At 69.2% G+C, this 25,285-nt stretch carries 25 protein-coding genes and 4 tRNA genes; 22 read left to right on the forward strand and 7 right to left on the reverse strand.

All coding sequences use genetic code 11. The features are described from left to right. Positions 1-76: 76 nt before the first annotated feature. Positions 77-1,096: a glutathione S-transferase C-terminal domain-containing protein gene (locus ABZT18_RS31005; RefSeq protein ID WP_354994987.1), complete on the reverse strand. Its 1,020-nt coding sequence runs from the start codon at positions 1,094-1,096 to the stop codon at positions 77-79. 117 nt (positions 1,097-1,213) lie between these two features. Between ABZT18_RS31005 and ABZT18_RS31010 the strand changes: the two genes are divergently transcribed. The 9 genes from ABZT18_RS31010 to ABZT18_RS31050 all read left to right on the forward strand — a co-directional run bounded on the left by ABZT18_RS31010 (position 1,214) and on the right by ABZT18_RS31050 (position 10,662). Beyond that, on the forward strand, positions 1,214-1,642 hold the full coding sequence (locus tag ABZT18_RS31010) for an ester cyclase (protein ID WP_354994988.1): 429 nt from the start codon (positions 1,214-1,216) through the stop codon (positions 1,640-1,642). Between the two features lie 103 nt (positions 1,643-1,745). Next, positions 1,746-2,360, forward strand: coding sequence for an NADH-quinone oxidoreductase subunit I (locus tag ABZT18_RS31015; protein WP_354994989.1), 615 nt, complete (start codon positions 1,746-1,748; stop codon positions 2,358-2,360). Between the two features lie 40 nt (positions 2,361-2,400). After that, positions 2,401-2,967 carry an NADH-quinone oxidoreductase subunit J gene (locus ABZT18_RS31020; protein ID WP_354994990.1) on the forward strand — a complete coding sequence of 189 codons (567 nt, stop codon included), beginning with the start codon at positions 2,401-2,403 and terminating at the stop codon, positions 2,965-2,967. Continuing rightward, positions 2,964-3,326 carry an NADH-quinone oxidoreductase subunit NuoK gene (nuoK, locus tag ABZT18_RS31025; protein ID WP_354994991.1) on the forward strand — a complete coding sequence of 121 codons (363 nt, stop codon included), beginning with the start codon at positions 2,964-2,966 and terminating at the stop codon, positions 3,324-3,326. Before ABZT18_RS31020 ends, nuoK begins: the two co-directional genes overlap by 4 nt. Beyond that, positions 3,323-5,260 carry an NADH-quinone oxidoreductase subunit L gene (locus tag ABZT18_RS31030; RefSeq protein ID WP_354994992.1) on the forward strand — a complete coding sequence of 646 codons (1,938 nt, stop codon included), beginning with the start codon at positions 3,323-3,325 and terminating at the stop codon, positions 5,258-5,260. The genes nuoK and ABZT18_RS31030 overlap by 4 nt, the downstream gene beginning before the upstream one ends. Then, positions 5,257-6,765, forward strand: a complete 1,509-nt coding sequence (locus tag ABZT18_RS31035; RefSeq protein ID WP_354994993.1) for an NADH-quinone oxidoreductase subunit M — start codon at positions 5,257-5,259, stop codon at positions 6,763-6,765. Before ABZT18_RS31030 ends, ABZT18_RS31035 begins: the two co-directional genes overlap by 4 nt. Next, positions 6,762-8,258, forward strand: coding sequence for a proton-conducting transporter membrane subunit (locus ABZT18_RS31040; RefSeq protein ID WP_354994994.1), 1,497 nt, complete (start codon positions 6,762-6,764; stop codon positions 8,256-8,258). Before ABZT18_RS31035 ends, ABZT18_RS31040 begins: the two co-directional genes overlap by 4 nt. Positions 8,259-8,382: 124 nt before the next feature. After that, positions 8,383-9,258: a zinc metalloprotease HtpX gene (gene htpX / locus ABZT18_RS31045; protein WP_354994995.1), complete on the forward strand. Its 876-nt coding sequence runs from the start codon at positions 8,383-8,385 to the stop codon at positions 9,256-9,258. 144 nt (positions 9,259-9,402) lie between these two features. Continuing rightward, positions 9,403-10,662: an MFS transporter gene (locus tag ABZT18_RS31050; RefSeq protein WP_355253146.1), complete on the forward strand. Its 1,260-nt coding sequence runs from the start codon at positions 9,403-9,405 to the stop codon at positions 10,660-10,662. Positions 10,663-10,716: 54 nt separating this feature from the next. Here ABZT18_RS31050 and ABZT18_RS31055 read toward each other — a convergent pair whose 3' ends face one another. From ABZT18_RS31055 to ABZT18_RS31070, 4 genes are read right to left on the reverse strand one after another with little or no spacing between them, the layout of a single operon-like run. Next, on the reverse strand, positions 10,717-11,052 hold the full coding sequence (locus tag ABZT18_RS31055; RefSeq protein ID WP_354994997.1) for a YnfA family protein: 336 nt from the start codon (positions 11,050-11,052) through the stop codon (positions 10,717-10,719). A gap of 39 nt (positions 11,053-11,091) precedes the next feature. Next, the gene (locus ABZT18_RS31060; RefSeq protein WP_355253149.1) at positions 11,092-11,547 is read right to left on the reverse strand and encodes a MerR family transcriptional regulator; all 456 of its coding nucleotides are present in this window, start codon (positions 11,545-11,547) and stop codon (positions 11,092-11,094) included. Further along, positions 11,544-11,900 carry a hypothetical protein gene (locus ABZT18_RS31065; RefSeq protein WP_355253152.1) on the reverse strand — a complete coding sequence of 119 codons (357 nt, stop codon included), beginning with the start codon at positions 11,898-11,900 and terminating at the stop codon, positions 11,544-11,546. The genes ABZT18_RS31060 and ABZT18_RS31065 overlap by 4 nt, the downstream gene beginning before the upstream one ends. A 60-nt stretch (positions 11,901-11,960) precedes the next feature. Next, positions 11,961-12,455 (reverse strand): YajQ family cyclic di-GMP-binding protein, encoded by a 495-nt coding sequence (locus tag ABZT18_RS31070; RefSeq protein ID WP_354995000.1) that lies wholly within the window; start codon positions 12,453-12,455, stop codon positions 11,961-11,963. Between the two features lie 145 nt (positions 12,456-12,600). On the opposite strand from ABZT18_RS31070, the gene ABZT18_RS31075 reads away from it, so the two are divergent. Further along, positions 12,601-12,684: transfer RNA gene (locus ABZT18_RS31075), tRNA-Tyr, on the forward strand. Between the two features lie 870 nt (positions 12,685-13,554). Here ABZT18_RS31075 and ABZT18_RS31080 read toward each other — a convergent pair. Together ABZT18_RS31080 and ABZT18_RS31085 are read right to left on the reverse strand one after the other, a co-directional pair. Continuing rightward, on the reverse strand, positions 13,555-14,322 hold the full coding sequence (locus ABZT18_RS31080) for a hypothetical protein (RefSeq protein ID WP_354995001.1): 768 nt from the start codon (positions 14,320-14,322) through the stop codon (positions 13,555-13,557). 106 nt (positions 14,323-14,428) lie between these two features. Next, on the reverse strand, positions 14,429-15,529 hold the full coding sequence (locus tag ABZT18_RS31085; protein ID WP_354995002.1) for a hypothetical protein: 1,101 nt from the start codon (positions 15,527-15,529) through the stop codon (positions 14,429-14,431). 364 nt (positions 15,530-15,893) lie between these two features. On the opposite strand from ABZT18_RS31085, the gene ABZT18_RS31090 reads away from it, so the two are divergent. The 12 genes from ABZT18_RS31090 (at position 15,894) to nusG (ending at position 25,205) form a co-directional block, all read left to right on the forward strand. Next, entirely contained in the window at positions 15,894-17,231 is a 1,338-nt protein-coding gene (locus tag ABZT18_RS31090; protein ID WP_354995003.1) for a hypothetical protein, read from the forward strand. A gap of 340 nt (positions 17,232-17,571) precedes the next feature. Further along, the gene (locus ABZT18_RS31095; RefSeq protein ID WP_355253155.1) at positions 17,572-18,768 is read left to right on the forward strand and encodes an epoxide hydrolase family protein; all 1,197 of its coding nucleotides are present in this window, start codon (positions 17,572-17,574) and stop codon (positions 18,766-18,768) included. Positions 18,769-19,317: 549 nt separating this feature from the next. Further along, on the forward strand, positions 19,318-19,452 hold the full coding sequence (locus tag ABZT18_RS31100; RefSeq protein WP_354995005.1) for a hypothetical protein: 135 nt from the start codon (positions 19,318-19,320) through the stop codon (positions 19,450-19,452). A 93-nt stretch (positions 19,453-19,545) separates the two neighbouring features. Beyond that, positions 19,546-22,101 carry a bifunctional diguanylate cyclase/phosphodiesterase gene (locus ABZT18_RS31105; protein WP_354995006.1) on the forward strand — a complete coding sequence of 852 codons (2,556 nt, stop codon included), beginning with the start codon at positions 19,546-19,548 and terminating at the stop codon, positions 22,099-22,101. A gap of 93 nt (positions 22,102-22,194) precedes the next feature. Further along, positions 22,195-22,267: transfer RNA gene (locus ABZT18_RS31110), tRNA-Thr, on the forward strand. A gap of 24 nt (positions 22,268-22,291) precedes the next feature. Beyond that, positions 22,292-22,364 (forward strand) — tRNA-Met (locus ABZT18_RS31115). A 133-nt stretch (positions 22,365-22,497) separates the two neighbouring features. Further along, positions 22,498-22,665 (forward strand): 50S ribosomal protein L33, encoded by a 168-nt coding sequence (gene rpmG, locus ABZT18_RS31120; RefSeq protein ID WP_007073056.1) that lies wholly within the window; start codon positions 22,498-22,500, stop codon positions 22,663-22,665. Between the two features lie 125 nt (positions 22,666-22,790). Continuing rightward, complete coding sequence (locus tag ABZT18_RS31125; RefSeq protein WP_354995007.1) at positions 22,791-23,237, forward strand: MaoC family dehydratase N-terminal domain-containing protein; 447 nt, start codon at positions 22,791-22,793, stop codon at positions 23,235-23,237. 1 nt (position 23,238) lies between these two features. Beyond that, positions 23,239-23,631, forward strand: coding sequence for a MaoC family dehydratase (locus ABZT18_RS31130; RefSeq protein ID WP_354995008.1), 393 nt, complete (start codon positions 23,239-23,241; stop codon positions 23,629-23,631). A gap of 129 nt (positions 23,632-23,760) precedes the next feature. Then, a tRNA-Trp gene (locus ABZT18_RS31135) sits at positions 23,761-23,833 on the forward strand. 214 nt (positions 23,834-24,047) lie between these two features. Further along, entirely contained in the window at positions 24,048-24,443 is a 396-nt protein-coding gene (gene secE, locus ABZT18_RS31140) for a preprotein translocase subunit SecE (protein ID WP_354995009.1), read from the forward strand. A 39-nt stretch (positions 24,444-24,482) separates the two neighbouring features. After that, a complete protein-coding gene (nusG, locus tag ABZT18_RS31145; protein WP_354995010.1) occupies positions 24,483-25,205 on the forward strand; it encodes a transcription termination/antitermination protein NusG in 723 nt (240 codons plus the stop codon). Positions 25,206-25,285: the final 80 nt, after the last annotated feature.

Genomic DNA, 25,285 nt, shown 5'->3' on the forward strand with positions numbered 1-25,285 from the left:
CCATGATCGACGGGGGTGGGGGTGGGGGTGGGGGTGGGGGTGGGGGTGGGGCGTGGGGGTGGGGCGTGGGGGGCGGTTAGCGGAGCGGGGTGTGTGCGGGGTCGACGGGCTCGGCTGGCGGCGGGGGCGGGGTGCCGTCGCCGAAGGGACGGCCACCCAGGGCTTCCCGACCGTGCGGGGTGATCCAGTTGGACAGGTCGGGGCCGAGCGGCACGACCCCGGTCGGGTTGATGTCGCGGTGCACCTCGTAGTAGTGCCGCTTGATGTGGTCGAAGTCGGTGGTGTCGCCGAAACCGGGGGTCTGGAACAGGTCCCGGGCGTACGCCCACAGCACCGGCATCTCGCTCAGCTTCTGCCGGTTGCACTTGAAGTGGCCGTGGTAGACCGGGTCGAAGCGAGCCAGCGTCGTGAACAGCCGCACGTCGGCTTCGGTGATGGTGTCCCCGACCAGGTAGCGCTGGTCGGTCAGCCGCTCGGTCAGCCAGTCCAGCCGGTCGAAGAGCCGGTGGTACGCCTTGTCGTACGCCTCCTGGGTGCCGGCGAAACCGCACCGGTAGACGCCGTTGTTGACGTCGGAGAACACCACGCGGTTGACCTCGTCGATCTCAGTCCGCAGGTGTTCGGGGTAGAGCTGCGGGGCGCCCTCCCGGTGGTACGCGCCCCACTGCGTGGACAGGTCGAGGCTCATCTGCGCGTAGTCGTTGGTCACCACCTGCCCGGTCGGCACGTCGACGATCGCGGGCACGGTGATGCCGCGCTCGTACCCGGGGAAGCGCTTGAAGTACGCCTCCTGGATGCGCTCGATGCCGAGCACCGGGTCCCGGCCATCCGGGTCGAGGTCGAAGGTCCAGCTCCGAGCGTCGTGGGTCGGGCCGGCCACCCCCATGGAGATGGCGTCCTCCAGGCCGAGCAGCCGCCGCACGATGATCAGGCGGTTGGCCCACGGGCATGCCCGACTGACAACCAGCCGGTACCGGCCCGGCTCCGCCGGGTACCCGTCGCGCCCGTCCTCGGTGATCCGAGTGGCGATGTACCGCTGGTCGCGGGTGAACTCGCCGCCCGGCTCGACGTACTTGCCGCCTGTTTCCTCGCCCACGTCACCCTCCGGTCTGTTGCCGTCTCGGTCCCATCCTTGCGGATCTCCGGCCTGGCGGTGCCGGGCGGGTCAACCTGGCCTCGTCTTATGGGCCACCGGCCCGACTACCCTGCCGTCATGACGGATGTGGAGGCGGCGGCCCGGCAGTTCATCGCCGACGTGTGGAACGCACGTCGGGAGGAGTCGGCGTACGAGTTGATCGCCGAGGAGTGCCCGGGGCTGGGCGGCACCGGGCCGGAGGCGACGCTGGCCTGGCACCGCGAGCGGCGGGCGGCCTTCCCGGACCTGCGCTACAAGATCGTGGACGTGGTGGCGGCCGGCGAGCGGGTGGCCGTCCATTGGCGTGCGGCCGGCACGCACGTCGGCCAGTTCGGGCCGGTGCCCCCGACCGGGCAGGTTGTCAGCTACTCCGGGGCGACGTTCCTGCGCTTCGACACAGCGGGTCGGATCGTTGAGGTGTGGAGCTGCAACGAGCTGTTCCAACTGCTCCAACAGCTCGGCGTCGAGATGCTCCCACCGACGGTCGTCGGCGGGCCCGGGGCGTGATCCCGCTGATAGGTAGGTCGCCGCGCTTCCCGAGTAGACCCTAGGGTCATCGACCCACGGGTGGTGGTCGCGCGCACCGATGCCACAGGGCAGGATGGTCGACATGAGCGACCCCAGCGAGCACGGCGACCCGGCCGGCGCCACCAGCGCGCGCGGTCTGCCCGGCGCGGGCCTGGTGAAGGGGCTGGCGGTCACCCTCAAGACGATGACCAGCCGATCGACCACGCAGCAGTACCCGGACGTGGCCCCCGACCTGCCACCCCGCTCGCGCGGTGTGATCGCGCTGTCGGAGGAGAACTGCACGGTCTGCATGCTCTGCGCCCGCGAGTGTCCGGACTGGTGCATCTACATCGACTCGCACAAGGAGGAGGTGGTGGTGCCCGGCGCCGCCCGCCCCCGCCAGCGCAACGTGCTCGACAAGTTCGACATCGACTTCTCGCTCTGCATGTACTGCGGCATCTGCATCGAGGTCTGCCCGTTCGACGCGCTCTACTGGTCACCGGAATTCGAGTACGCCGAGTACGACATCAAGGACCTGCTGCACGACAAGGATCACCTCGGTCAGTGGATGGCCACCGTCCCACCGCCGCCCGCGCACGACCCCAACGGCGAGCCGGCGAAGGAGGAGACCGCCGCCGCGCGCAAGGCGGCCGCCGCCCGTCCGGCTCCTCCATCGGTACGCTCCGAGCCCGACGCCGACCCAGGTGCCGCCTCGTGACCGCGCGACGTGTGACCGCCCGAGCCGTAAGGGCGGCTCGATGACCGGCGCGGACGTGCTGCTGCTCGCGCTGGGCGCGGTGGCGGTGGGTGCCGGCCTGCTGGTGGTGACCACGAAACACCTGGTCCGGGCGGGGCTCTACCTGGTGGTCTGCCTGGGCGCGCTGGCCGGTGACTTCCTGGTGCTCAGTGCCGAGCTGGTGGCCTGGGTGCAGGTGCTGATCTATGTGGGCGCGGTGGTGGTCCTGCTGCTGTTCGCGGTGATGCTGACCCGGGCCCCGATCGGCGCCTCCGACGACCTGGACCGGCCCGGCTGGCCGGCCGCCCTGATCGGTGGCGGCGCCGGGCTGGGGCTGACCGTCCTGCTGGTCGACGCGTACCGCTGGAGCACCGTCACGCTGCCCGACGCGGGCACCGCCGAGCGGCTGGGGGAGCAGATCTTCGGGTCCTGGGTGCTGCCGTTCGAGGTGCTCTCCGTGCTGCTGCTGTCCGCCCTGGTGGGCGCGGTGGTCCTGTCCCGACCGGACATCGGCCGACCAGACCCGCAACGCGATGGCACGGCAGCGCCGGGTGGCCTGACCGACATCGAATCCGGGGGGCGCCGGTGAGGCCGGTCATCCCGTACGTCACCGCCGCGCTGCTGTTCGGCCTCGGCGTCTACGGCGTGCTGCGTCGGCGCAACGCGGTGCTGGTGCTGATGTCGGTCGAGTTGATGCTCAACGCGGTCAACCTGATCCTGGTCACCGCGGACACCACCGCTCGCGCCGTGCTGCCGCACTCCGGGCAGGTCTTCGCGCTGTTCGTCATCGTCCTCGCCGCCGCCGAGATCGGGGTGGGGCTGGCGATCGTCCTGCAGCTCTACCGGTTGCGGGCGACCGTGGCGGTGGACGACGTGCCGCTGACCGAGCCGGCGCAACCCGTCTGCGGGCGAGAGCCGGCCGTCCTGGACACGGAGGCGGGCCGGTGACCGCGCTGCTCGGAGCGCTGCTGCCCGCCGTACCGCTGATTGCTGGTCTGCTCGGCCTGCTGTTGCCGCCGGCCCCGCGTCACCCGAGCGCGGGTGCGCATGGCGGTGACCGGGCCCGGCGGGCGGCCGTCGCGCTCGGGGTCATCGGCGCGGCCGGCGCGCTGGCGTTGGCCGTCGCGCTGCTGCTGACGGTCGACGGGCCGACCGAGACATCGACGACCTGGGTCGACGTCGGCGGGCTGACGGTGACGCTCGGCGTACGGCTGGACGGTTCCGCCGCACTGGTCGCGGTGGCGGTCACCGCGGTCGCCCTGGCCGTGCAGGTCTACTCGATCGGCTACCTGCGGCGTGGCCCCCACGACGACATCGACGTCGACCACCGCTACCCGCCGTACGCCGCCCAGATCAGCCTCTTCACCGGCGCCATGCTGCTGGTGGTGGTCGCCGGCGACCTGATCATGCTGCTGGTCGGCTGGGAGGTGATGGGCCTCTGCTCGTACCTGCTCATCGCCCACGACCGCCGACTGCCCGGCGCGCCGGCAGCCGCGATGAAGGCGTTCCTGGTGACCCGGGTCGGTGACGTCGGGTTCCTCCTCGGCATCGCGCTGCTCGGGGTGTCGACGGGCAGCTTCCGGATCGCCGACGTGCTCGCCCACTACCACTCCACCGCGACGCTGACCGCCGCCGGCCTGCTGCTGCTCGCCGGGGTGGCCGGCAAGAGCGCACAGTTCCCGCTGCACACCTGGTTGCCGGACGCGATGGCCGGCCCGACGCCGATCTCGGCGCTGATCCACGCGGCGACGATGGTCGCCGCCGGGGTGTACGCCGTGGCCCGGCTCTACCCGCTGTTCACGGCCGCGCCGGTGACGCTGACCGTGCTCGGGGTGATCGGCGCGATCACGCTGTTGCTCGGCGCGCTCGCCGCCACCGCACAGGACGACATCAAGCGTGTGCTGGCCTGGTCGACCGTCTCACAGCTGGGCTACATGACCGGCGCGCTGGCGGTCGGCTCGCCGTCGGCGGCGCTGTTCCACCTGCTCACCCACGCAGCGTTCAAAGCGCTGCTGTTCCTCGCCGCCGGCGCGGTGATCCACGCGGTCGGCACCACCCTGATGTCGGAGATGGGCGGGCTGCGACGGAGCATGCCGGTGACGTTCTGGTGCACCGTGGTGGGCCTGGGCGCGCTGGCCGGGGTGCCGCCGTTGGCCGGCTTCTGGAGCAAGGACGGCGTACTGACGGTGGCCGAAGCCGCCGCGCTGGAAGGCACCGGCCCGGCGCCGTCCTGGGTGGGCTGGCTGGTGTGGCTGGCCGGGTTGGTCGGCGTGGCGATCACCGCCTGGTACGCGGGCCGTCTGCTGCTGCGAACCTTCTTCGGCGCTCCCCGCCTGCCCCTGGTCCGGCCGCACGACCCGCCGGCGTTGCTGCGCTGGCCGGTGCTGCTGCTGGCCGTGCCGGCCGCGCTGCTCGGTCTTCTCGGGTTCGTCGGGGTGTTCGCCGATCGGTTGCGGTTCCCCACCGTGCCGGTGGCGGGCTCCGAGGATGGCCTGGTCCACCTCGGGCCGGGGTTGCTGCTGCCGCTCGCGCTGCTGCTGGTCGGCGCCGGGCTGGTGCTGCTGGGCTGGCGTCGTGACCCGGCCGCCGACCCGGCGGCCGCGCTGGGTCCGCTGCGACCGGTCTTCGCCCGCGCGTTCCGGTTCGACGACGTCCAGCACACCCTGGTCGTACGCCCCGTCCGCGCGCTGGCCCGCGCCGTGCGCACGAGCGACGAGGTGGTGGTGGACGGCGCGGTCGAGGGCAGCGGCCGGGCCGCGTCCCGTCTGGGCGCAGGGCTGGCCGCGCTGCACCGGGCGGCGCTGCCCCGGGCCGCCGCGGGCGTGCTGGCCGGCGCGCTGCTGATCGGGTTGGCAGCAGCCGTGATTGGAGCTACCCAATGACGTTTGGGCAGGTGTTGCTGGTCGCTGTTCTGGCGGTGCCGGCGCTCGGCGCGGTCGCGGTGGCGGCGACGCCACGGGACCGGGCGGCCCGGCTGGTCGGCACGGTCGCGGCGGCGCTGACCCTGCTGGCCGCGGTGCCGCTGGTGTTCGGCGGTCGGGGCTGGTTCGCCTGGTCGGCCGACGGGCCGGCGGTACGTCCGTGGCACCAACTGGACCTGCCCTGGGTGCCCGGCCTGGAGTTGCGCTTCCACCTCGGCGTCGACGGCATCTCCTGGCCGCTGGTGGTGTTGACCGCGCTGCTCACGCTGCTCTGCTGCGCGTACACGATGTGGCGGGTGCCGGACGGCGGCAGTGGCCGGGCGCTGGTCGCGCTGCTGTTGGTGGTCGAGGTGGGCATCCTGGGCACCTTCCTGGCCCTGGACCTGGTGCTGTTCTTCCTCTTCTTCGAGGTCGTCCTGCTGCCGATGTACGCGATCATCGCCGGCTGGGGTGGCACGGACCGGCGTCGGGCGGCCCGCAAGTTCGCGCTCTACACCCTGTTCGGCTCGGTGTTGCTGCTGGTCGGCGTGTACGTCGTGGTGGCCGCCGCCGGCACCGCCGACGTGGTGGCGCTGACCGGTGGCGACGGGTTGTCCCGGGGCACCCAGTTGGCCGCGTTCACCCTGTTCGCAGTGGCGTTCGCCGTGAAGAGTCCGCTGTGGCCGCTGCACTCCTGGCTGCCCGACGCGCACACCCAGGCTCCCACGGTGGGCAGTGTCGTGCTGGCCGGGGTGCTGCTGAAGATGGGCACCTACGGTCTGATCCGGGTGGCGGTGGGGGTGGCGCCGGAGGGTGCCCGCTGGGCTGCACCGGTGCTCGGCGTCCTGGCCGTCGCCGCGATCCTGGTCGGCTCGCTGGTCTGCCTGGCCCAGGCCGACGTGAAGCGGCTGATCGCGTACTCAAGCGTGGGGCACATGGGCTTCGTTCTGCTGGGCGTCGCCACGCTGACCACCACCGGTATCCAGGCGGCGTTGATCGGCAACGTCGCGCACGGGGTGATCACCGGCCTGCTGTTCTTCCTGGCGGGTGCGGTGAAGGACCGTACCGGCACGGGCACTCTCGCCGAGTTGTCGGGGCTGCGGGAGACCGCGCCTCGGCTGGCTGGCCTGCTCGCGTTCGCGGCGATCGCGTCGCTCGGCCTGCCCGGGTTGGCCGGCTTCTGGGGCGAGGCGTTCGCGGTGATCGCGGCGATCCAGGTGGGCGGCCCGCTCTGGACCACCCTCGGGGTGCTGGCCGCGATCGGTGGAGCGCTCACCGCCGCGTACTTCCTGCGGCTGCTGCGCCAGGTCACCCATGGCCGGCCGAGCACCTCGGTCGGCCGTGTCGGCCCCGCTCTGGCCGGTGCGGAGTTGACCGCGTGGGTGCCGCTGGTGCTGCTCGCGTTGGCCATCGGGCTGGCCCCGGCGCTCGTCCTCGGCGTCGCCGAGGCGCCGGTCGATGCCCTCATTGGGGTGGTTTTTCCATGAATGTGGTGCAGAGCGTGGACAGCGTGGCGCTGCTGCCGGCCTACCTGGCCGCCGGCACCGCCGTGCTCGTGCTGATCACCGACCTGCTGCTGGCTCGGCCGCGGGCCACGATCGTGGTGGCCGCGCTCGGTGCGCTCGGTACGGCGGTCGGCGCCGCCCTGGTCGGCGCGGCGGGGGAGCGACGGACGTTCTGCGTCGGCGCCGACTGTTCCTGGATCTTCGGTGGTCGCGCCGCTCTGGTCGGCGCGGTGGTGGCGTTGCTCACCCTGGGCGTGCTCGGGCTGTCCGTGCCCGCGTTGAAGGCCGGTCGGTCGCCGGTGGGGGAGTACTGCTTCCTGCTGGCCTGCTCGATGACCGGCGGCGTGGTGCTCGGCGCGGCCGGCGACCTGATCACTTTGATCGTCGCCCTGGAGACGCTGACCCTGCCGTTGTATGTGCTGGTCGGCCTGCGCCGGGGGAGTCTCGCCAGTGCCGAGGCTGCGGTGACCTTCTTCGTGGTCAGCGTGGTGGCGACCACTCTGACCCTGCTCGGCGCGGCGCTGCTGTACGCGGTGACCGGTGGGCTGCACCTGGACCGGCTCAACACGCTGCTCGCCGAGCGGCCGGAGCTGCGGGACCTGCCGCTGACCACCGCCGCCGTGGCGGTGCTGCTGGTCGGGCTGGCGTTCAAGGTGGCGGCGGTGCCGTTCCACGCGTGGGCGCCGGCCACCTACGACGGAGCGCCGTTGCCGGTGGCCGCGTACCTGTCCACGGCGTCGAAGCTGGGCGGCCTGGTCGCTCTGCTCGCCGTGGTGCAGCGGGCGCTGCCAGCGGATCAGACCGGCCCGGTGCTCGCTCTGCTCGCGGTGCTCACCATGACCGTCGGCAACCTGGTCGCCCTGCGTCAGCGGCGTACGGTCCGACTGCTCGCCTGGTCGTCCGTCGCGCAGGCCGGCTACATCCTCGCCCCGCTGGGAGCGTTGGCGCTGGTTGCCGGCCGCACGGACGAGGCACGGTCCGCCGCGTACGCTGCCGCGCTGGCGTACGCCGTCTTCTTCGTGGTGTTGGAGCTGGCGGCGTTCGCCGGGGTGACCGCGCTGCGCCCGGTAGGTGCGGATGGCGGCAGCCTGGACGACCTGCGCGGGGCGGCCCGCCGGCATCCGTGGCGGGGCGCGGCGCTCGGTCTCGCGCTGGTGGGTCTGGCTGGGCTACCGCCGGGGCTGGCTGGCCTGTTCGCGAAGGTGACCGTGGTGCGGGCGCTGCTGGACGGTGGCGCGGCCTGGCTGGCGCTGGTGGTGGCGCTGAACGCGGTGATCGGGCTGGCCTACTACCTGCGGGTGACCGCCGCACTCTGGGCGGCGCCGACGACGTCCGGCGCGGCTGCGTCGCTTCCCGGCGGTGTGGCGGCCGTACCCGTGGTGGGTGTGGTGGCGGTGGTGCTGGCGGTGGCGACGGTGGCCGCGGTGGTGCTCGGGGTCGCTCCGCAACTGGTGCTCGATCTGGCCGGCCGCTGACCGGAAACAGGGTCCTACCTGGCACGTCTCAGTGAACTCTCAGCGTTGAGACGGATGGTTGGTGGGTACCGGAGTGTTACACCGGTCAGCGGATCCCGGTGATCCGTGCACCGAAGGAGAGATCGTGCACCACAACCGTCTGAAGACCGCCGCGCTGCTCGGCCTGCTCACCTCGCTGATTCTCGTGGTGGGCTACTGGTTCGGCGGCAGTGGCGGCCTGGTCATCGCCGTCGTCATTTCGTTGGTCATGAACGGCGTTTCCTACTTCTACTCTGACAAGCTCGCACTGCGCTCGATGCGGGCGCAACCGGTCACCGAGGCACAGTTCCCCGATCTGTACCGCATGGTGCGGGAGTTGGCTGCCGAGGCCCAGCAGCCGATGCCGCGGCTGTACGTCAGCCCGACCGCGCAGCCCAACGCGTTCGCCACGGGCCGTAACCCGCAGCACGCGGCAGTCTGCGTGACCCAGGGCATCACCGAGATCCTCGACTACCGCGAGCTGCGCGGTGTGATCGGGCACGAGCTGTCACACGTCTACAACCGGGACATCCTGATCTCCAGCGTGGCGGCCGGCCTGGCCAGCATCATCACCCTGCTGGCGAACCTCGCGTTCTTCATTCCGCTGGGCGGTGGGGACGACGAGGACCGGCCGAACCCGGCGGTGCTGCTGCTCACCCTGATCCTGGGCCCGATCGCGGCCAGCATCATCCAGTTGGCGATCAGCCGGAGCCGCGAGTTCCAGGCGGATGCCTCGGGCGCCACGTTGAGCCGTGACCCGCTGGCCCTGGCCAGCGCACTTCGCAAGATCGACGCGGTGGCGCGGCGTCGGCCGTTGCCGGCCCAGGGCCAGCTCACCAGCACCGCGCACCTCATGATCGCCAACCCGTTCCGGGGCGGCGGCATGGCGGCGCTCTTCTCCACGCACCCCAAGATGGAGGACCGGGTCGCCCGGCTGGAGCAGATGGCCGCCAACTCGGGGCCTGTGCAGTTCCAGCGCTGACCCGCTGATTCCCACCTCCGCCCGTACCCGGTCGCACCGGGTACGGGCGGAGTGCTGCGTCGGGGTGGATATCCGGTGTCTGCCGCTCGGACGGCAGCGTTAGGGTCGTAACGGCTCACGCTCATTACATCTTTGGGAGGTTCGGTGGCCGCGTTGCGTCAGTACCTGGGTGTCTGGCGGATCCCCGGCGCGCCGATGTTGCTGGTCACCGGCATCATCGGGCGGCTCGGGATCGGCATGACCCCGCTGGCGCTGCTCCTGGTGGTCGAGCAGGTGACCGGGCGGTACGCGCTGGCCGCCGTCGCGGGCGGGATCTACGCCGTCGCCGGTGCCGCGCTCAGCCCGGTGGCCGGGCGGATCGCCGACCGGGTCGGCCCGAGCCCTGTCCTGCTGGTCACCGCCGTGACCCACCCGCTGGCACTCATCGGGCTGCTGCTGGCCAGCCGCTCAGGCGACGACGCTCTACCCACCATCTACGTCGCCGCAGCCGTGGCCGGCGCGACGTACCCGCCGCTCACCGCCGCCATCCGTGGCGCCTGGAATGAGCTGACCAACTCCAGCTCCGGCCGGTACGCCCTGCGCAACACCGCACTGGCCGCGGAGACCTCGCTGTTCGAGGTCGTCTTCGTACTCGGCCCGCTGCTCGTGGCCGGTTTCGTCATCTTCGCCGACGCTGCCGCCGCGCTGATCGGGGCGGCCGTGGTCACCCTGGTCGGCACCACCGCCGTGGCCCTCGGCCGGGTGATGCGCGGCTGGCGCCCGCACGCGCGAGAGCACCACGCCCGAGGGCTCGGCCCGCTGCGGGTCACCGGCTTCCCGGCCCTGCTCTTCTGCGTGGCCGGGCTCGGCATCGCATTCGGCGCCGCGGGCGTGATCGTCCCGGCGTACGCCAGTGGCTACACCACCGACGACCCGGAGAGCCTGGCCGGGATCCTGCTGGCAGTCTGGGGGACGGGTAGTGCTGTCGGCGGGCTCTGGTTCGGTGTCCGCAGGCCGTCGCCGAACATGACCCGACAGTTCGCCCTGCTGCTCGCCGCGGTCGCCGGCAGTTTCGTGGTGTTCGCGATGATGCCCACGCCGTTGGCGCTGGGTGCCGCGTTGGTCGTCGGTGGGGCCACCATCGCGCCCGCGCTGACCCTGGAGAACACCCTGGTCGGCCGGATCGCCCCAACCGGCATGCTCAACGAGGCGTACACCTGGGTCGTGACCGTGGCGGTGGCCGCGAGCGCCGCCGGTGGTTCGGTCGCCGGCCTGATCGTGGATCACACCGGCGGCGTCCGGTGGGCGTTCCTGTTCGCCGGGGCGGCGGTCGCCGTCGGGGCCGCGGTCGCCGCGCTGCCCGCCGGGCCCATCGCCCGCGCGGAAACCACGGCGGTACGCACCGAAGAGCCGGTCACGGTCTGAACAGTCCCCGCCGATCGACTCAATCTCCGCTGGACCCTGGAATTCGGCGGATGACTACGAGCTGCGGGGGGCGTACATGATGATGGCGACGCCGACGAGGCAGATCGCCGCGCCGGTGATGTCGTAGCGGTCGGGGCGGAACTTGTCGACGACCATGCCCCAGACGAGGGAGCCGGCGACGAAGATCCCGCCGTAGGCGGCGAGGATGCGCCCGAAGTTCGGGTCCGGTTGGAAGGTGGCGGCGAAGCCGTAGAGCCCGAGTGCGATGACTCCGGCCGCGATCCAGAGCAGCCCTCGGTTCTCTCGCCAGCCCTGCCACACGAGCCATGCGCCGCCGATTTCGGCGATCGCGGCGAGTATGAACAGCAGGATTGATCGAACCACCGTCATGCGTCGGACCTTAACCTGAGCACCTGGCGGTCGTGCTGCTCACCCTGACCGTGCCTCCGGCGCAGCCGGTCGCGTGGCGGCGAGTTCAGCAAACGGCAGTGGGCAGCAGGAGTTGCCGGCGCAGGCGACCAGGTCGTCGCAGCCGGCCGAGATGGCGGCGCGGAGGGTGTCGCGGATGACCGTCAGGTCAGCCAACTTCTGCTCCACCTCGACGAGCTTGTCCCTGGCTCGCGCCTGGAGGCCGGTGTCGGGTCGGCTGTGCTGGTGTCGGCCGGCGTCGAGCAGATCGGCCACCTCGTTGAGGGTGAAGCCGAGGCGCTGTGCGGTCTTGATGACCCGTAGCAGTGTGACGGTGTCGGCCGGGTAGAGCCGATGTCCGCCCGGCGACCGCCGCGGGGAGGTGAGCAGTCCCCGGCGTTCGTAGTAGCGCAGCGTCTGCGAGTTGACCCCGGCCGCATCGGCCAGCTGACCGATGCGCAGCCCCGATCCGGTCATCTCTGAACCCGGACGGATGTCGCCCGCTCGGCGAGGGCTTCGAGCACGTCGACGTGCGTCGCTGCTACGCGAACATCCAGCGTCAGCGACTGCGGGCCAGGGCGCGCGATGTCGAAGGCAAAGAACGAGCAGCAGGACGACTCCCGGGCCGTCAGATCCCGCGCGGTCTCCTCCACCAGCTGCGCGCCGTCGAGCTGCAACCGCAGATGCCGTGCCGACAGCCGCTCGACACCCCGGACCGCGTCGCGGAAAAACTGATCGAACTCGGCGAGCCGCAGCGGCTGTTCGGCCGTCGGCAGAGTGCACGCAGCCGGCACCCAGGAGGCATCCGTCGTGACATGTCGGTCGCTCATACCCCCGACGGTAAGCCTGTACCTGGGTACCGGATGCAAGCCCAAGCCAGCAGAAGTGCCCTACCGGTAGTTGTCGAACTGGAGGGCGACGCCGAAGTCCTCACCCTTGAGCAGGGCGATGACCGCCTGGAGGTCGTCCCTCTTCTTACCGGTGACGCGCAACTGGTCGCCCTGGATCTGCGCCTGCACACCCTTCGGGCCCTCGTCGCGGATCTTCTTGCTGATCGCCTTGGCCTTGTCCGCCTCGATGCCCTGGATCACCTTGCAGTCGATCTTGAAGATTTTGCCCGACGGGCGCGGCTCGCCGGCGTCCAACGACTTCAGCGAGATGTTCCGCTTGACCAACTTCTCCTTGAACACGTCCAGGGCGGCGCGGACCCGCTCCTCAGTCTCCGCCTGAAGGCCGATCGCCTCCTCACCCGACCAGGAGATCTCCGCGCCGGTACCGCGGAAGTCGAACCGCGTCGAGAGCTCCTTTTCCGCCTGCCGGAGGGCGTTGTCGACCTCCTGGCGGTCAGCCTTGCTCACGATGTCGAACGACGGGTTCGCTGCCATGTTTCTGCTCCTGCTGTCCGGCGGTGGGCCTGCCGTCGGCCGCCGACCAGCGGCACGACCCCCTGACCGTACCCGGTTGCGTCGGTGCCGGGGGGAGCCGCTATCCTTGCTTCCGCCGCCGCGTTACGACGCGGTGGGGTGCCCTGGCGGGTTGCCCGAGCGGCCAATGGGAGCGGACTGTAAATCCGTCGCGAAAGCTTCGAAGGTTCGAATCCTTCACCCGCCACCAGGTGCAGACACGGCCCCTGACCAGCAGAGATGCTGATCGGGGGCCGTTGTCGTTTGTCTGGCCGAGTCCGGCTGAGTCCAGCCGTCAACGACTGGTTGTGGGCAGATGGTGGGCAGGTCGATCTTGCCTCTCAGGGCTCCTCTGGGGCTGCGAACGCTCGTGCTCCGGGAGTTGCCGGCTCGGTGCGGACCACGCCTGGAGCGACCGGTTGAGGCTGCCGTGGGGCTTACCCGGCTGCGGGGGTAAGCCGGGGGCAAGCCAGTCCCGGGGTTGGACTGGCGCGGCAGTCGGAAGCCTCGGCCCTCGATCAGGTCGACCTGCCGGCTTCCGTGCCTCCTGGGCCGTGGTCGTGCTGCGTTTGGATCAGTGGACTTCGGGGCGGCGGTCCGGCGGTAGTCGGTGGCTCTCCGCCCCGGCGCCGGAGGCGGCCGGGGGCGGCTTGCCGCCGGCCGGCTCACCGCCCGCGCCGCGCGGAGCGCGGCGCCTCGATCCAAAACAGAAGAAATCGGCAGCAGCATGGGACGGATCACACATGGGGACGGACCACACGTGGGGCGGCACGCGGAAGCGAGACATCTCGCTTACAGGCTCTGTGCATCGCGTTCGCACACGTCCGGGAATCGCGGCGCGCTTGGAGCCCAGTCCATGCCAGTGCGCCTCAGCGTGCTGCCGTCCGGCGTGGTTGCTGTCGGCGGCCATTCCGCCGCCCAGACCTATCCCGCTGGGGAAGCCAAATACACATTGCCAACGCGTGCCGATGCCTAGCAAGCTGGACGGACCACAGCCTGCACCAGCCGTTCTGTGGTGTGTCGTACCGACCCGGATCCAAGTGGCTTGCTGCTTCGCCGCTGCGTGCGGTTCGGTGTCCCGTCAGCCGTCGGTATAGCTGCTCATCAGCGCGGCCGTGTACGCGGTTGCCAGGGCCCGAACTGTCTCCTCCGGAAGGGCTGCCTGCAAAGCATCCACCGCCAGATCGACGCCGATCGAGCGCCGCCGGCTGAACAACTCTTGCAGCCTCTGCACCCCGTCGCGGACGCTCGTCCCAGCGGTCTCATCTTCGGAAAGTTCACGAAGCCGCCGACCCACCTGCTCGGGCGGTTCCGTTTGCATGAGCCTGAGTACGTCACCGGCATCCTTTGGCTTGAGCCGGTCCGGTCGCTGCGGCCTGAGCGACTGGATGCGGTCATGCAGCTTGTGTGCCTTGGCCACGAGTAGCGCTGCTGTGCTCGCCACCGGCACCAGCAACTGCCGGGGGTCAACCTCTGGCTCCAGGCTGGAGATCATGACATCGCTGTGGTCGGCGACGGCGGCCTCCAAGCCCGGAGTGCGCCGGGCGGCACGATCCCCGTGGTCCGGCAACTTCGCTGACCGGTTGCCGGCCACCATGGTGGCCGGAACGAGCAGGTCCACAGGCACCGTCACCTGGTCGCCGTCCACTTTGGTTGAGGCTGTCCAGATGCCTGGTTCAGTTGTCAGTTGGAAGCCCGCTGCCCTCATGGCTTCCTCGATCCGAGGGTCCGGACCCAGCACCCGCGGATCCAGGGCGAGATCCGCATCGGTGGTGTAGGGCGCAACACTGGCGTCCAGGTCAGCCTCGCCGGTGCGCACGTAAATCGCCTGTGCACCAGCGAGGATCACTGCCTGCCGGTGCTCGGCCAGTGCCTCTAAGGCGTCCAGTAGTACCCGTCGTGCTGCGATGTACAGCGGGTCCGTAACCGGCCTAACCATAGACATAGGACTAACCTTAGCGATCGAGTCGTGGCAACTCCGGTCGCCGCCACTCGTCCTCATGAGCGCGCATCCAGTCCAGCACGGCCTGCCCTTCCTCGGGCAGCCTGCCATTGCCGCCCAAGCAGTCGAGCACTAGCTGGCTCAGTCCCACGTGCCGTAGCCCCTCGACAATGCGTGTGCCCTTGACCTGCGCCACATCCTCCGGCCGCAACAGGACGACGTCGGCACCTCGGTCGGTTGGTAGGAGCCGACCGAACTGGCGCATCATGTCCGGATCGGTCACGTAGAGCACCAACTGGGTGGGCGCTGCTACCTTCGCAATGCCGGAAGCCGCGAATGATCCCGTCACTACCGCGTCTGGCCGGCGGATATCCCCGAGCATCCGGGCATAGAGGGCGCGCGCGCCCTCCTGCGCGACGAAAGTGCTGGCCTGATTGTTGCGCAGCATGTCGTAGCTCCCTGCGTTGGACAGCAGCAGGGCTGACCAATCGACGTCCTCGACTACCCCTCGCGAGTCCCGCTCTACCAAGGCCTGTTCATCGAGGGAGGAGAGCATCTTCGACACGTAGCCCGGCGTTAAGCCGCCAGCCTCTGCCAGTGACTTCGAACGGTACGGTGGAGTCGCCTCGACCAGCAGCCGCACCAGCCGTCTCGCCTTCGGGCCCTGCAACCGGGCCTGGGATTGCGGCTTCGGGTTTGGGTCACGGTCGGCCCCTTGGAGCCTGAGATAGACCGCTGGCCGGTCGATCCGGAATCGGACATTCCCCGTGAAATCCAGGTAGGAGTAACCTGCCTCGTCTAGCAGGGCTCGCGTCCGCGGGCTTAGCCACGGGGCTACCACCAGCAGGGTCGGACTGCGCATGAGGCGCATGACCGGGCCGGACAGTCGCTCCCGCAGCCGGGAGACGTCACGGGGCGCCCAAGACTGCTTCGCCTCTACCAGGATCAACCCGTAACCCGCGCTTTGCTCGCTCAGCTGCCAGACCGCGTCTGGACCGTCGAACGGCCCTTGGGCGTCGAGCACCGCCTCGCCGAGCTCGAAGTCCTTGGGTAGCAGCTCCGCCAGCTGGATGCGCGCCTGGACCAACAGTGCGCTGTCGCTGTACCTCAACATGGCAGGAGTTTCCCACATCCCCGCGTTTCCTGCGATACGAAACTCGGGATAAGCAGGAAACACGGTGGGTTCGCGCTCGTGTTTCCTGTACTAGGAAACACCGGGAAATAGGTAAACCGCGCTCACAAGCGATAGTTTCTGTGCTTGGGAAATCTTGGCACCACAGGAAACTGCCCTGTTTGCCCGAGCGTACTGCTCCACCTGCCCGGTGGTGCTGCGCGGTCACACGAGGAGCAGGCCGAGCGGTCGGTCGGCGGAAGGTCAGGGCACTCTGCCCGCCGGTGGGGTTGGCGGCACCTATAGCGGCAATTGTGTATCCGTCTCGCTGACTGTCAAAGGCGCCGACGTGGGCTAGAAGGTAGGGGTGAACTTGCCCGTGGCGAACGAATCATCTCGGTCTGATGTCCGTATCGCGGTCGATCCGATCCCGGCTGTCGAGAGCCCGGTACCGGCGCTGCGGCTCTGGGGCATCCGGCGGTCCATAGCTCTGGCTGTTACAGCCGTATTGGTGCTGGTCGGGGCTTTGATCGCCGCAGCGCTGTGGTACGCCGGTTGGCCCGGCCTCCAGAGAGATGGGACCGTCACGGTAGGGACGCTTTTTGAGCTGCTGAAGCTCGTCTTTGCGGTTGTCGCCGGCATAGGCGGCGTTGCGGCCCTGACGGTTGCCTATCGTCGGCAGCGAGTCGCGGAGCACACAAACGCACTGGCCGAGTTCGCTCACCAGTTGGCACACGCAGCTGATTTGCGCGCTGAGGTCACCAAAGCTCTCGCTCAGGCGGCTGACGAGCGGGCGAAAATCGAAACCGACCGCAACGGCGTCCGCCTGCTGAACGAGCGCTTTGCCAAGGCGTCCGAGCAACTCGGGTCGGAGAAGGCGGCAGTACGCCTGGCCGGGGTCTACGCAATGGCCGGACTTGCAGACGACTGGCGAGACGGACGGCAGACATGCATCGACGTTCTATGCGCGTACCTCCGGATGCCCTACACGCCGCCACCGGAGGTCCCAAGCGATGCGCCGACGCTGGCCGATGGCGAGGCGTCGATTGTGGACCCAGAGGCGGCCCGGGCCGCTCACGAGGAGCGGGAGGTGCGCCACACCGTCATCCGGGTCATCGGTAGGCACCTGCGGCTCCACGAGAAGGACGACGCATCGTGGTCCGGCTTCGACTTCGACTTTACCGGTGCGGTTCTCGACGGCGGCGACTTCTCGCGCGCAGTGTTCACCGGGCTCGTGTCCTTCAGGGGGGTCGCGTTCTGCGGCGGACGGATGTCCTTCGTGGGAGCGAAGTTCAGTGATGGGGACGTTTCCTTCGATAGAGCGACGTTCAGTGGCGACGAGGTGTCCTTTTTCGCTGCGAGGTTTAGCGGGGCGGAGGTGACCTTCACGGGGGCCGCGTTCAGCGGCGGGCGGGTGTCCTTCATGGGGGCAAGGTTCAGTGGCGGGGAGGTGACCTTCGACGAAGCGAGATTCAGTGGTGGTGAGGTTCTATTCACCCGGGCAAGGTTTAGTGGTGGTCTGGTGTCTTTCGGTGAGACGTCCCACAGCGGCGCGACCTTCAGTGGTGGGCGGGTGTCGTTCCGCAAGGCGGCATTCGTTGGTGGAGAGGTGAACCTAGGTGGGGCGTTGTTCGAAGTGCCGCCTAAGTTCGACGCTTGGCCGGATGGGGCTCATCCAGAAGGGCTGACCCTGCCGGAGGGTTGAGGTGGGCAGATGGTGGGCGGCTGATCAGGCAGCTCGGGATTGGCACAGAGAAGTAGCAGGTCAACGGCACCGAGCGCAGTGAAAACGCGGACGCCCTGTAAATCCGTCGCGAAAGCTTCGAAGGTTCGAATCCTTCACCCGCCACCAGGTGCAGAGACGGCCCCGTGAGCTGCGGAAACGCGCTCCGGGGCCTTTCTCGTCGTCAGTAAGCCGGTCCGGGCCGTACCCCCATGCGAAGTTGCGTTTCGGTCCTCCGGCCGGCGGACCGCTGCGAGACTGGGCGAGTGCCAGCCGCGCCGGCGTCCCGGTGTCGGCCGGCTCGACCCGGTAGGTGGAGAAGATGTCCAACGACAACGAAATCCATCCCTTCCGGCTCGACACGCCGGAAGAGGTGATTGCGGACCTGCGTCGCCGGATCGAGGCAACGCGCTGGCCTACCCCAGAACTGGTCACCGATCGCTCCCAGGGCGTGCAACTGGCGACGGTCCGGGAACTGGCCCGCTACTGGACGACCGAGCACGACTGGCGTGCGTTCGAGGCGAAGCTGAACGCCCTGCCGCAGTACACGACCGTCATCGACGGCGTGGAGATCCATTTCATCCACGTGCGGTCGCAGCACGAGAACGCCCTGCCGCTGATCATGACGCACGGCTGGCCGGGCTCGGTCGTCGAGCTGCTCGGGGTCGTCGGCCCACTCACCGATCCGACAGCGCATGGCGGTACGCCCGAGGACGCGTTCCACCTGGTGCTGCCGTCCTTGCCTGGCTACGGCTTCTCGGGCGAGCCGACCGAGCTCGGCTGGGACTCCGGCCGCATGGCACAGGCGTGGGCGAAACTTATGGACCGCCTCGGCTACACGCGCTACGTCGCCCAGGGTGGCGACGTGGGCGCCGCCGTTACGGACGCGATGGGCCGCCAAGGACCAGCGGGTCTGCTCGGAATCCACGTGAACTTGCTCGCCGGGGCGATTGGCATCAAGGACCAACTGCCGGCAAAGTCCGAGCAGGAACGCGCGGCGTACGACGCGCTGAACCTGTTCACGATGGACGGCATCGGCTATTTCCTGGAGCAGTCCACCCGGCCGCAGACGATCGGCTACTCCCTGCTGGATTCACCCGTCGGGTTGGCGGCGTGGATGCTCGACCACGACACGGACAGCTATTACAAGATCTCCCGCGCGTTCGTCGACGGTGAGCCCGCCGGCAATCTCACCCGGGAGACCATCGTCGACAACATCACGCTGTACTGGCTGACGGGCACCGGCGCCTCGGCAGCCCGGTGGTACTGGGAATCTGGACGGGTCCAGGCCGCAGCCCAGGCGGCTGGCCAGGCACCTCCGCCGGTCGCGGTTCCGGTCGCCTTCACGACGTTTCCCGGTGAGATCTGGGCTGCCCCGCGTAGCTGGGTGGAGACGGTCTACCCCAACCTCTCGTACTTCAATGAGGTCAACAGCGGCGGCCACTTCGCCGCCTGGGAGGAGCCGGAGCTCTTCTCCACCGAGGTGCGGGCCGCGTTCCGGCCGCTGCGGAATTCTTGAGCTCCCTCCAGTCGCCCGAAATCTGGCTCTGCGCTGATTGAGCCGGTACCGGAGGACGATGAAGAGTGTGTGCCTCGCTGCCGTGGCCGGGCGGTGGGCTGATTCGTCGCGAAGGCTACAAAGCCTCGAATCCTCCCCCGTCACCGGTAATAATCGAGAGTCTCCGATCCTATGGATCGGAGAGGCTTGTTGTGTTCAACTGGTCACCGACCGCGAGTCGGACGAAGCGGTGGCTCGACGCCCTGGATCTTGAAGGTCGAGGAGTTCCGGTGGCCGTCACACCTGTCGGCTTTGCGTTGGAGGCGGGCTTTGCGCCTGGTCAGGGCATCCACCACGTAGATGCAATTTGCGGCTATAACTTGAACACGCATCATCTGCGCGTCCCTCGGGGGTGATCCAACGACCTTGCTGGGCATCCGTCGGTGAAGCGTTCAGGCCGGCTGGTCGGGCACGCGGTGCTCAACCGTCCGACCGCTTTGCGGGTTGCTCCGGGTGTGGCACCATCGTGGAATCTTGCCTTCCCGACACCCCTGCCATGAGGAGCACGCGATGTCTGGTCAAAGGCTGGCCCGGCGGGTCGGCATTGTGATCGCAGTACTGGTTTTCGGCGTGCTGGCGGGCGGCATCCCCGGGATCGGGGAGTTCCAGGCCTTTGACTACGTCTGGACGGCGCCGCAGCTCTAGTCGGGGCAGGCGGCACCCGGACCGCGTTCGACGGTGTCGCCGGCTTCGTTCCCGGCCGCGCGCCCTTCGCGGCAGTGACCGGTAAGGAGTGGGATGGCTGGCCACCGGTCCGCGTCGAGTGGCTCGGGGTCTCCTCGGCGCCCGGCCCAATACGCATGGTTCATTACTGGCCCGTTGGTCTTTTTGGCCGCTGTCTTCTCGATGACGATCGGGTTGGTAACCCCGAACCGTCCGCACCCCTCCGGGTCTTGGGGGCTCGCCGCGATCCTGCTGGCCGTGATGGTGATTTCCGGCCTGCCGATGCTGAATTTCGTCATCGGGCGGCAGTCCTTCGGGGTCCGGCTCATCGAGATCCCGCTCGTGCCGGCGTTCGCCTTTCTGCCGCCGTTGATGGTCGTGCTGGTGTACACCCTCTCCACGCTGATCACTCACCTGCGGTACCGCTTCGGCGCGGCCAAACTGGCCTTCAACGTCGCCAACGCCGCCGCCGCCGTATCGCTGGCGGGTCTCGTGTTGCTGGCGCTCCCACCGGTCGTGGACGTCGGACCACAGACGTGGGGCGTGCTCGTCGCGTCCGTCGGTACCGTCGTCGTGTCGACCCTCGCCGGGGTGGCCGGGGTGATCGCGATCATGCATGGCTGGCAGGCGGCGGTGGGCGTGCTGCGCAACGGCCTGCCATCCCTGCTGGCCAACGGTGTCAATCTCGTGGTCGGGTTGATTGTCCTGATCGCGGTGGACAGCACCTGGTGGTCGACCGTGTTGATCGTCGTGCTGGGGGTCGCACTCGCGAAGGTCTACCGCTCGTACGAGCAGTTCTTCCGCCAACACCGAACCCTCGGCGACATGTACGAACTCACCAAGGCGATGACCGCCAACGGGCAGAGCGGCAACCTGGCCGACGTCCTGCTCGGCCGGATCCGCGGGCTCATGCAAGCCGAGTACGCCACGCTGTGGCTGCCGGCTCAGGGGCGGCACCCCGAGGTGATGCTGACCGCACGGGTCGACGACGCGGGCCTGCTGGACACGTCGCCGACGCCAGTGGTCGTGCGTGAGGAGGCCCGAAGTCAGCGCCGCAGTCTGGCGATGGGGGTTCGCCTCGGCGACGAGGAGAGCCTGCGGGCATCGCTGCGCGGCACCGGCGTGAAGGACATCATCGTCGTACCGCTCTACTCCGGCCAGGCGGTGATCGGCACTCTCGAGGTGGTCAACCGGCTCAGCGACGTCGGTCATTTCAAGTCGGGCGATATCCCCGTCTTCGAGACGGTGGCCGCGCACGCGGCCGTGGCCTTGGAGAATTCGCGACTGGTCGACCGGCTCCGGCACGACGCCTACCACGATGCGTTGACCAGGCTCCCCAACCGCCGGCGCATCGCGGCCGCACTCGACGAATCGGTCAAGATCCGCTTGCCCGGCGAGGTGGTGGCACTGCTGCTCTTCGACGTCGACGGGCTGCGCCAGGTCAACGAGTCCCTCGGTCACGCGGCCGGGGACAAGGTCCTCGCCGAGGTGGCCAACCGGTTGCGGGCCAGCGCGCCGTCGTCGGCTCTGGTGGGCCGGGCCGGTGGGGACGAGTTCCTGGTGACGCTGCGGTTGGAGAGCGCTGATGCCGCGCTTGAGTTGGCCGCTCAACTGCGGGACCAGATCCGAGACGAGATGGTCTTCGACGCGCTCACCCTCGACGTGAACACCGCCGTCGGGGTGGCCGTGCACCCCGATCACGGCAGCGATGCCGCGACCCTGCTGCTTCGGGTCGACCTGGCTGCCACGGCGGCCAAGTCGGTGCCGGGCAGTGTGCAGCTGTTCAACCCCGCGCTGGAGTCCCGATCGCTGCGCCGGCTGGGTCTGGCCGGCGATCTGCGTCGGGCACTGGACCAGGACGAGCTGGAGGTCTACTTCCAGCCCAAGGTGACTCTGCGGGACCGGCGCCTGGTTGGTGTCGAGTGCCTGGCCCGGTGGGAGCACCCGACGCACGGCACGGTCGCTCCCCAGGACTTCGTGGCGGTGGCCGAGCACACCGGCCAGTTGAGCCGGCTCACGGAGGTGGTGCTCCGCGAAGGGCTGCGCCGCAGTCGGGACTGGGCGCTGGCCGATCAGCCGCTGCCCATCGCGGTCAACCTCTCGGCCCGTACGCTCACCGACCAGCACTTCCCGGATCGGATCGAGGAGTTGCTGACCGAGTACCAGGTGCCGGCGCAGCGACTCACCCTGGAGATCACCGAGGCGGGGGTGCTGGACGGCACAGACCGGCCCATCCCGACCCTGCGACGGCTACGTGACCTCGGTGTCCGGCTGTCGGTGGACGACTTCGGCACCGGCGACTCGTCTCTGGCGCATCTACGCCGGCTGCCGGTGCACGAGGTGAAGGTGGACCGATCCTTCGTGCAGGGCATGGCGACCGACCCGGGGGACCTGGCCATCGTCAACGCCGTGGTGACCCTCTCTCAGCAGTTCGGCCTGGCGGTGGTCGCCGAGGGCGTGGAGAGTGAGTTGACCCTGGAGCTTCTCCAGGACATCGGCTGTGAGATCGGGCAGGGCTTCCTGTTCAGCCGACCTCTGCCGTACGAGCGGTTGGCCGCCTGGTTCGGTGCCCAGGTCGAGCCGGAAACGATCTCCGACGGGGAGCTTCCGCGCCTTCGTGTCGTGCCCTGAGCAGGGCACAGACGATCACCGGCAATCCGATTTCACCTGCCGAGCCGGGCCGTGTACTCTTACTTCTGCGCGCCCCACGGGGATATCGCGCAGGCCCCCTTAGCTCAGTCGGCAGAGCGTCTCCATGGTAAGGAGAAGGTCTACGGTTCGATTCCGTAAGGGGGCTCGAGGGTTCAGCTGGACCCATCGCAGCGGTGTAGCTCAGATGGTAGAGCAAGCGGCTCATAATCGCTGTGTCGCCGGTTCAAGTCCGGCCACCGCTACTCTCGTCTTCCGGGCTCGTTGCCGGTGGTCGTAGGAATGGGCGCTTCCGGCGCCCACTTTGCATGTCCGCGCTGTCAGCGTCTAGGCTGGCGCGTCGTAGTTCGTTTCCGTTAGCGAGGAAGGCACTCCGCCGTGGCGAAGGCTACCGATGTCCGGCCGAAGATCACTTTGGCGTGTGTGGAGTGCAAGGAGCGCAACTACATCACGCGCAAGAACCGCCGCAACGACCCCGACCGCATCGAGCTGAAGAAGTTCTGCCCGCGCGACGGTCGGCACACGGTCCACCGCGAGACCCGCTGACCGCTGGCCGGCCTCACGCCGGCCGCTGTCGAAGCTTTCCAATCGCCGATCTGACCGGTTTGGTGCGGCTCTGCCGCCGCCTGCCGACCAGATCGGCGATTGCGCTTTCCGTGTAGGTTCGCGGCATGCCTCTGGACCCTTCCTTCGTCGGCCGGACCTATCCGCCGACCGCCCCCTACCAGGTGGGCCGAGAAAAGATCCGTGAGTTCGCCAGCGCCATCGGCGCCACCGACCCGGCCCATCACGACCCGGCGGCCGCGCAGGCGCTGGGCCACCCCGACGTGGTGGCCCCGCCGACCTTCCCGGTGATCCTCACGATGGCCGCGAGCCAGCAGATCATCGAGGACCCGGTCCTGGGCGTCGACTACAGCCGCGTGGTGCACGGCGACCAGCGGTTCGCGTACACCCGGCCGGTGGTCGCTGGCGACGAGCTGGTCTGCACCAACACCATCGAGGACGTCAGCACCCGGGGCGGGCACGGCTTCCTGACCACACGCACCGACGTGAGCACCGTCGGCGGGGAACCGGTGGTCGCCGTCTGGTCCAAGATCGTCGTACGCGGGGAGGCCTGACATGGAGTTGCCAGCCAAGACGTTCCAGGTAACCCGCGCGGACCTGGTCCGCTACGCCGGCGCCTCGGGCGACTTCAACCCGATCCACTGGAGCGACCGGGTCGCCACCAAGGTGGGTCTGCCCGGAGTGATCGCCCATGGCATGTTCACCATGGCGCTGGTCGGCCGGGCGGTCACCGAGTGGGCCGGGGCGCCCGACGCGGTGGTCGACTACGGCGTCCGCTTCACCCGGCCGGTGGTGGTCCCGGACGACGACCAGGGGACCGAGATCGAGGTCACCGCGAAGGTTCGTGAGGTGACCGAGGACGGCCTCACCCGACTCGACGTGACGGCCACCTGCTTGGGCGAGAAGGTGCTCGCGCAGGCCCGGGCGACCATCCGGACGGCACGTTGAACCGAGCCCGCCACGCGTGGCGGAGAGACCGGTTGGGAAAGTCGGGCGGGTACCCGTACACTGGTCCGCCGTGGGGCAAGTGACCCCTGCTCGGTCGTCTGTGACCGCGTGGGGCGAGTGTTGCCGCATAGGGGTGTAGCTCAATTGGCAGAGCAGCGGTCTCCAAAACCGCAGGCTGCAGGTTCAAGTCCTGTCACCCCTGCGCCTCAGGCCTGACCGTTCCCGTGGGTCGCGCCGCCAGCATGGCGGCGTCCGGCCCGTGGTGGTGGCATCGGCGGGGTGGTTCCGAGGCAATCGGGCCCCTCCGGATGATCCACCGGCCGCGGCCCGTCGCGGGACGGTTGGGCCCGGCCGGCGTGACCAGCGCTGCGTACGCCGCTCGGCGTGCGACCCGAGATTCCGCGACGGAGGGCGAAGTGGCCGACAACAAGCGGCGCGGCGACGAGGACGCCGGCGACGATCGTCTGGACGACGAGGTCGTCGACGACGTAGCTGACGACGACGCCACCAGCGCGGACGAGCCGGTCTCCCGGGGAGGCACCGCGACGCGGTCGCGTGCCCGGGCGGAGTCTGCGGACAGCCGGCCCACGACCCGGTCGGAAACCGGTCGGGTGGGCGTGTTCGGCCGCATCGCCCGGTTCTTCCGCGAGGTTGTGGCCGAACTGCGTAAGGTCATCTGGCCGACCCGCAAGGAGTTGCTGACCTACACCGCCGTGGTGGTGACGTTCGTCGCGGTGATGCTGACGATCGTGGGTGTGCTGGATTACGGCTTCGCCAAGGCCGTGCTGTTTGTCTTCGGCAACTCGGACTGACCGGCTGCCTCCAGCCGATAGTGACGGAAGTGAGCGAGCGTGCCTGAGTACGACGAGACCGCCGGACCGGTGGACGAGCAGTCCACGGTCGCGACGGCGGCTGGTGACGAGTCGGTTGAGGCCGCCAGCGAGCCGGAGTTCCCAACGACTGAGCCCGCGCCGGACGAGGAGTACGACCCGGTCGCCGAGCTGAGGCAGAAGCTGCGCTACGCGCCGGGTGACTGGTACGTGGTGCACTCGTACGCCGGATACGAGAACAAGGTCAAGACGAACCTCGAGACCCGGATCACGAGCCTCGACATGGAAGACTTCATCTACCAGGTCGAGGTGCCGACCCGGGAAGAGATCGAGGTCAAGAACGGCAAGCGTTCCCAGATCCAGGCCAAGGTCTTCCCGGGCTACATCCTGGTCCGGATGGAGCTGACCGCCGAGTCCTACTCGTGTGTCCGTAACACCCCGGGCGTGACCGGCTTCGTCGGCGCGACCGACCGGGCCGACCGGCCCGCCCCGCTCTCCCTTGACGAGGTGCTGAAGTGGTTGGCGCCGGCAGTCGAGACTGAGCAGAAGAAGTTGAAGCCGGAGATCAAGGTCCTCGACTTCGAGGTGGGCGACTCGGTCACCGTCACCGACGGCGCGTTCGCGTCGCTGCCGGCCACGATCAGCGAGATCAACGCCGACCAGCAGAAGCTCAAGGTGCTGGTGTCGATCTTCGGTCGCGAGACGCCGGTGGAGCTCAACTTCAACCAGGTCGCCAAGATCTGACTGGTCGTCGGCGGCGGGCCCGGCCCCCCCCCCCCCACGGCGGTAACCCACCCGCACCACCACAGCCGACGAGAGGGCGG

The sequence above is a fragment of the Micromonospora sp. NPDC005291 genome (assembly GCF_040607415.1).
Classification (GTDB): Bacteria; Actinomycetota; Actinomycetes; order Mycobacteriales; family Micromonosporaceae; genus Micromonospora.

What these genes read in the sequence shown, in the direction of transcription:
- ABZT18_RS31010 (WP_354994988.1), top strand. Translation starts at nt 1,214, where the DNA reads ATGACGGATGTGGAGGCGGCGGCCCGGCAGTTCATCGCCGACGTGTGG.
- ABZT18_RS31015 (WP_354994989.1), top strand. Translation starts at nt 1,746, where the DNA reads ATGAGCGACCCCAGCGAGCACGGCGACCCGGCCGGCGCCACCAGCGCG.
- ABZT18_RS31020 (WP_354994990.1), top strand. Translation starts at nt 2,401, where the DNA reads ATGACCGGCGCGGACGTGCTGCTGCTCGCGCTGGGCGCGGTGGCGGTG.
- ABZT18_RS31035 (WP_354994993.1), top strand. Translation starts at nt 5,257, where the DNA reads ATGACGTTTGGGCAGGTGTTGCTGGTCGCTGTTCTGGCGGTGCCGGCG.
- ABZT18_RS31040 (WP_354994994.1), top strand. Translation starts at nt 6,762, where the DNA reads ATGAATGTGGTGCAGAGCGTGGACAGCGTGGCGCTGCTGCCGGCCTAC.
- ABZT18_RS31055 (WP_354994997.1), bottom strand. Translation starts at nt 11,052, where the DNA reads ATGACGGTGGTTCGATCAATCCTGCTGTTCATACTCGCCGCGATCGCC.
- ABZT18_RS31060 (WP_355253149.1), bottom strand. Translation starts at nt 11,547, where the DNA reads ATGACCGGATCGGGGCTGCGCATCGGTCAGCTGGCCGATGCGGCCGGG.
- ABZT18_RS31065 (WP_355253152.1), bottom strand. Translation starts at nt 11,900, where the DNA reads ATGAGCGACCGACATGTCACGACGGATGCCTCCTGGGTGCCGGCTGCG.
- ABZT18_RS31070 (WP_354995000.1), bottom strand. Translation starts at nt 12,455, where the DNA reads ATGGCAGCGAACCCGTCGTTCGACATCGTGAGCAAGGCTGACCGCCAG.
- ABZT18_RS31085 (WP_354995002.1), bottom strand. Translation starts at nt 15,529, where the DNA reads ATGTTGAGGTACAGCGACAGCGCACTGTTGGTCCAGGCGCGCATCCAG.
- ABZT18_RS31095 (WP_355253155.1), top strand. Translation starts at nt 17,572, where the DNA reads ATGTCCAACGACAACGAAATCCATCCCTTCCGGCTCGACACGCCGGAA.
- ABZT18_RS31100 (WP_354995005.1), top strand. Translation starts at nt 19,318, where the DNA reads ATGTCTGGTCAAAGGCTGGCCCGGCGGGTCGGCATTGTGATCGCAGTA.
- ABZT18_RS31105 (WP_354995006.1), top strand. Translation starts at nt 19,546, where the DNA reads ATGGCTGGCCACCGGTCCGCGTCGAGTGGCTCGGGGTCTCCTCGGCGC.
- ABZT18_RS31125 (WP_354995007.1), top strand. Translation starts at nt 22,791, where the DNA reads ATGCCTCTGGACCCTTCCTTCGTCGGCCGGACCTATCCGCCGACCGCC.
- ABZT18_RS31130 (WP_354995008.1), top strand. Translation starts at nt 23,239, where the DNA reads ATGGAGTTGCCAGCCAAGACGTTCCAGGTAACCCGCGCGGACCTGGTC.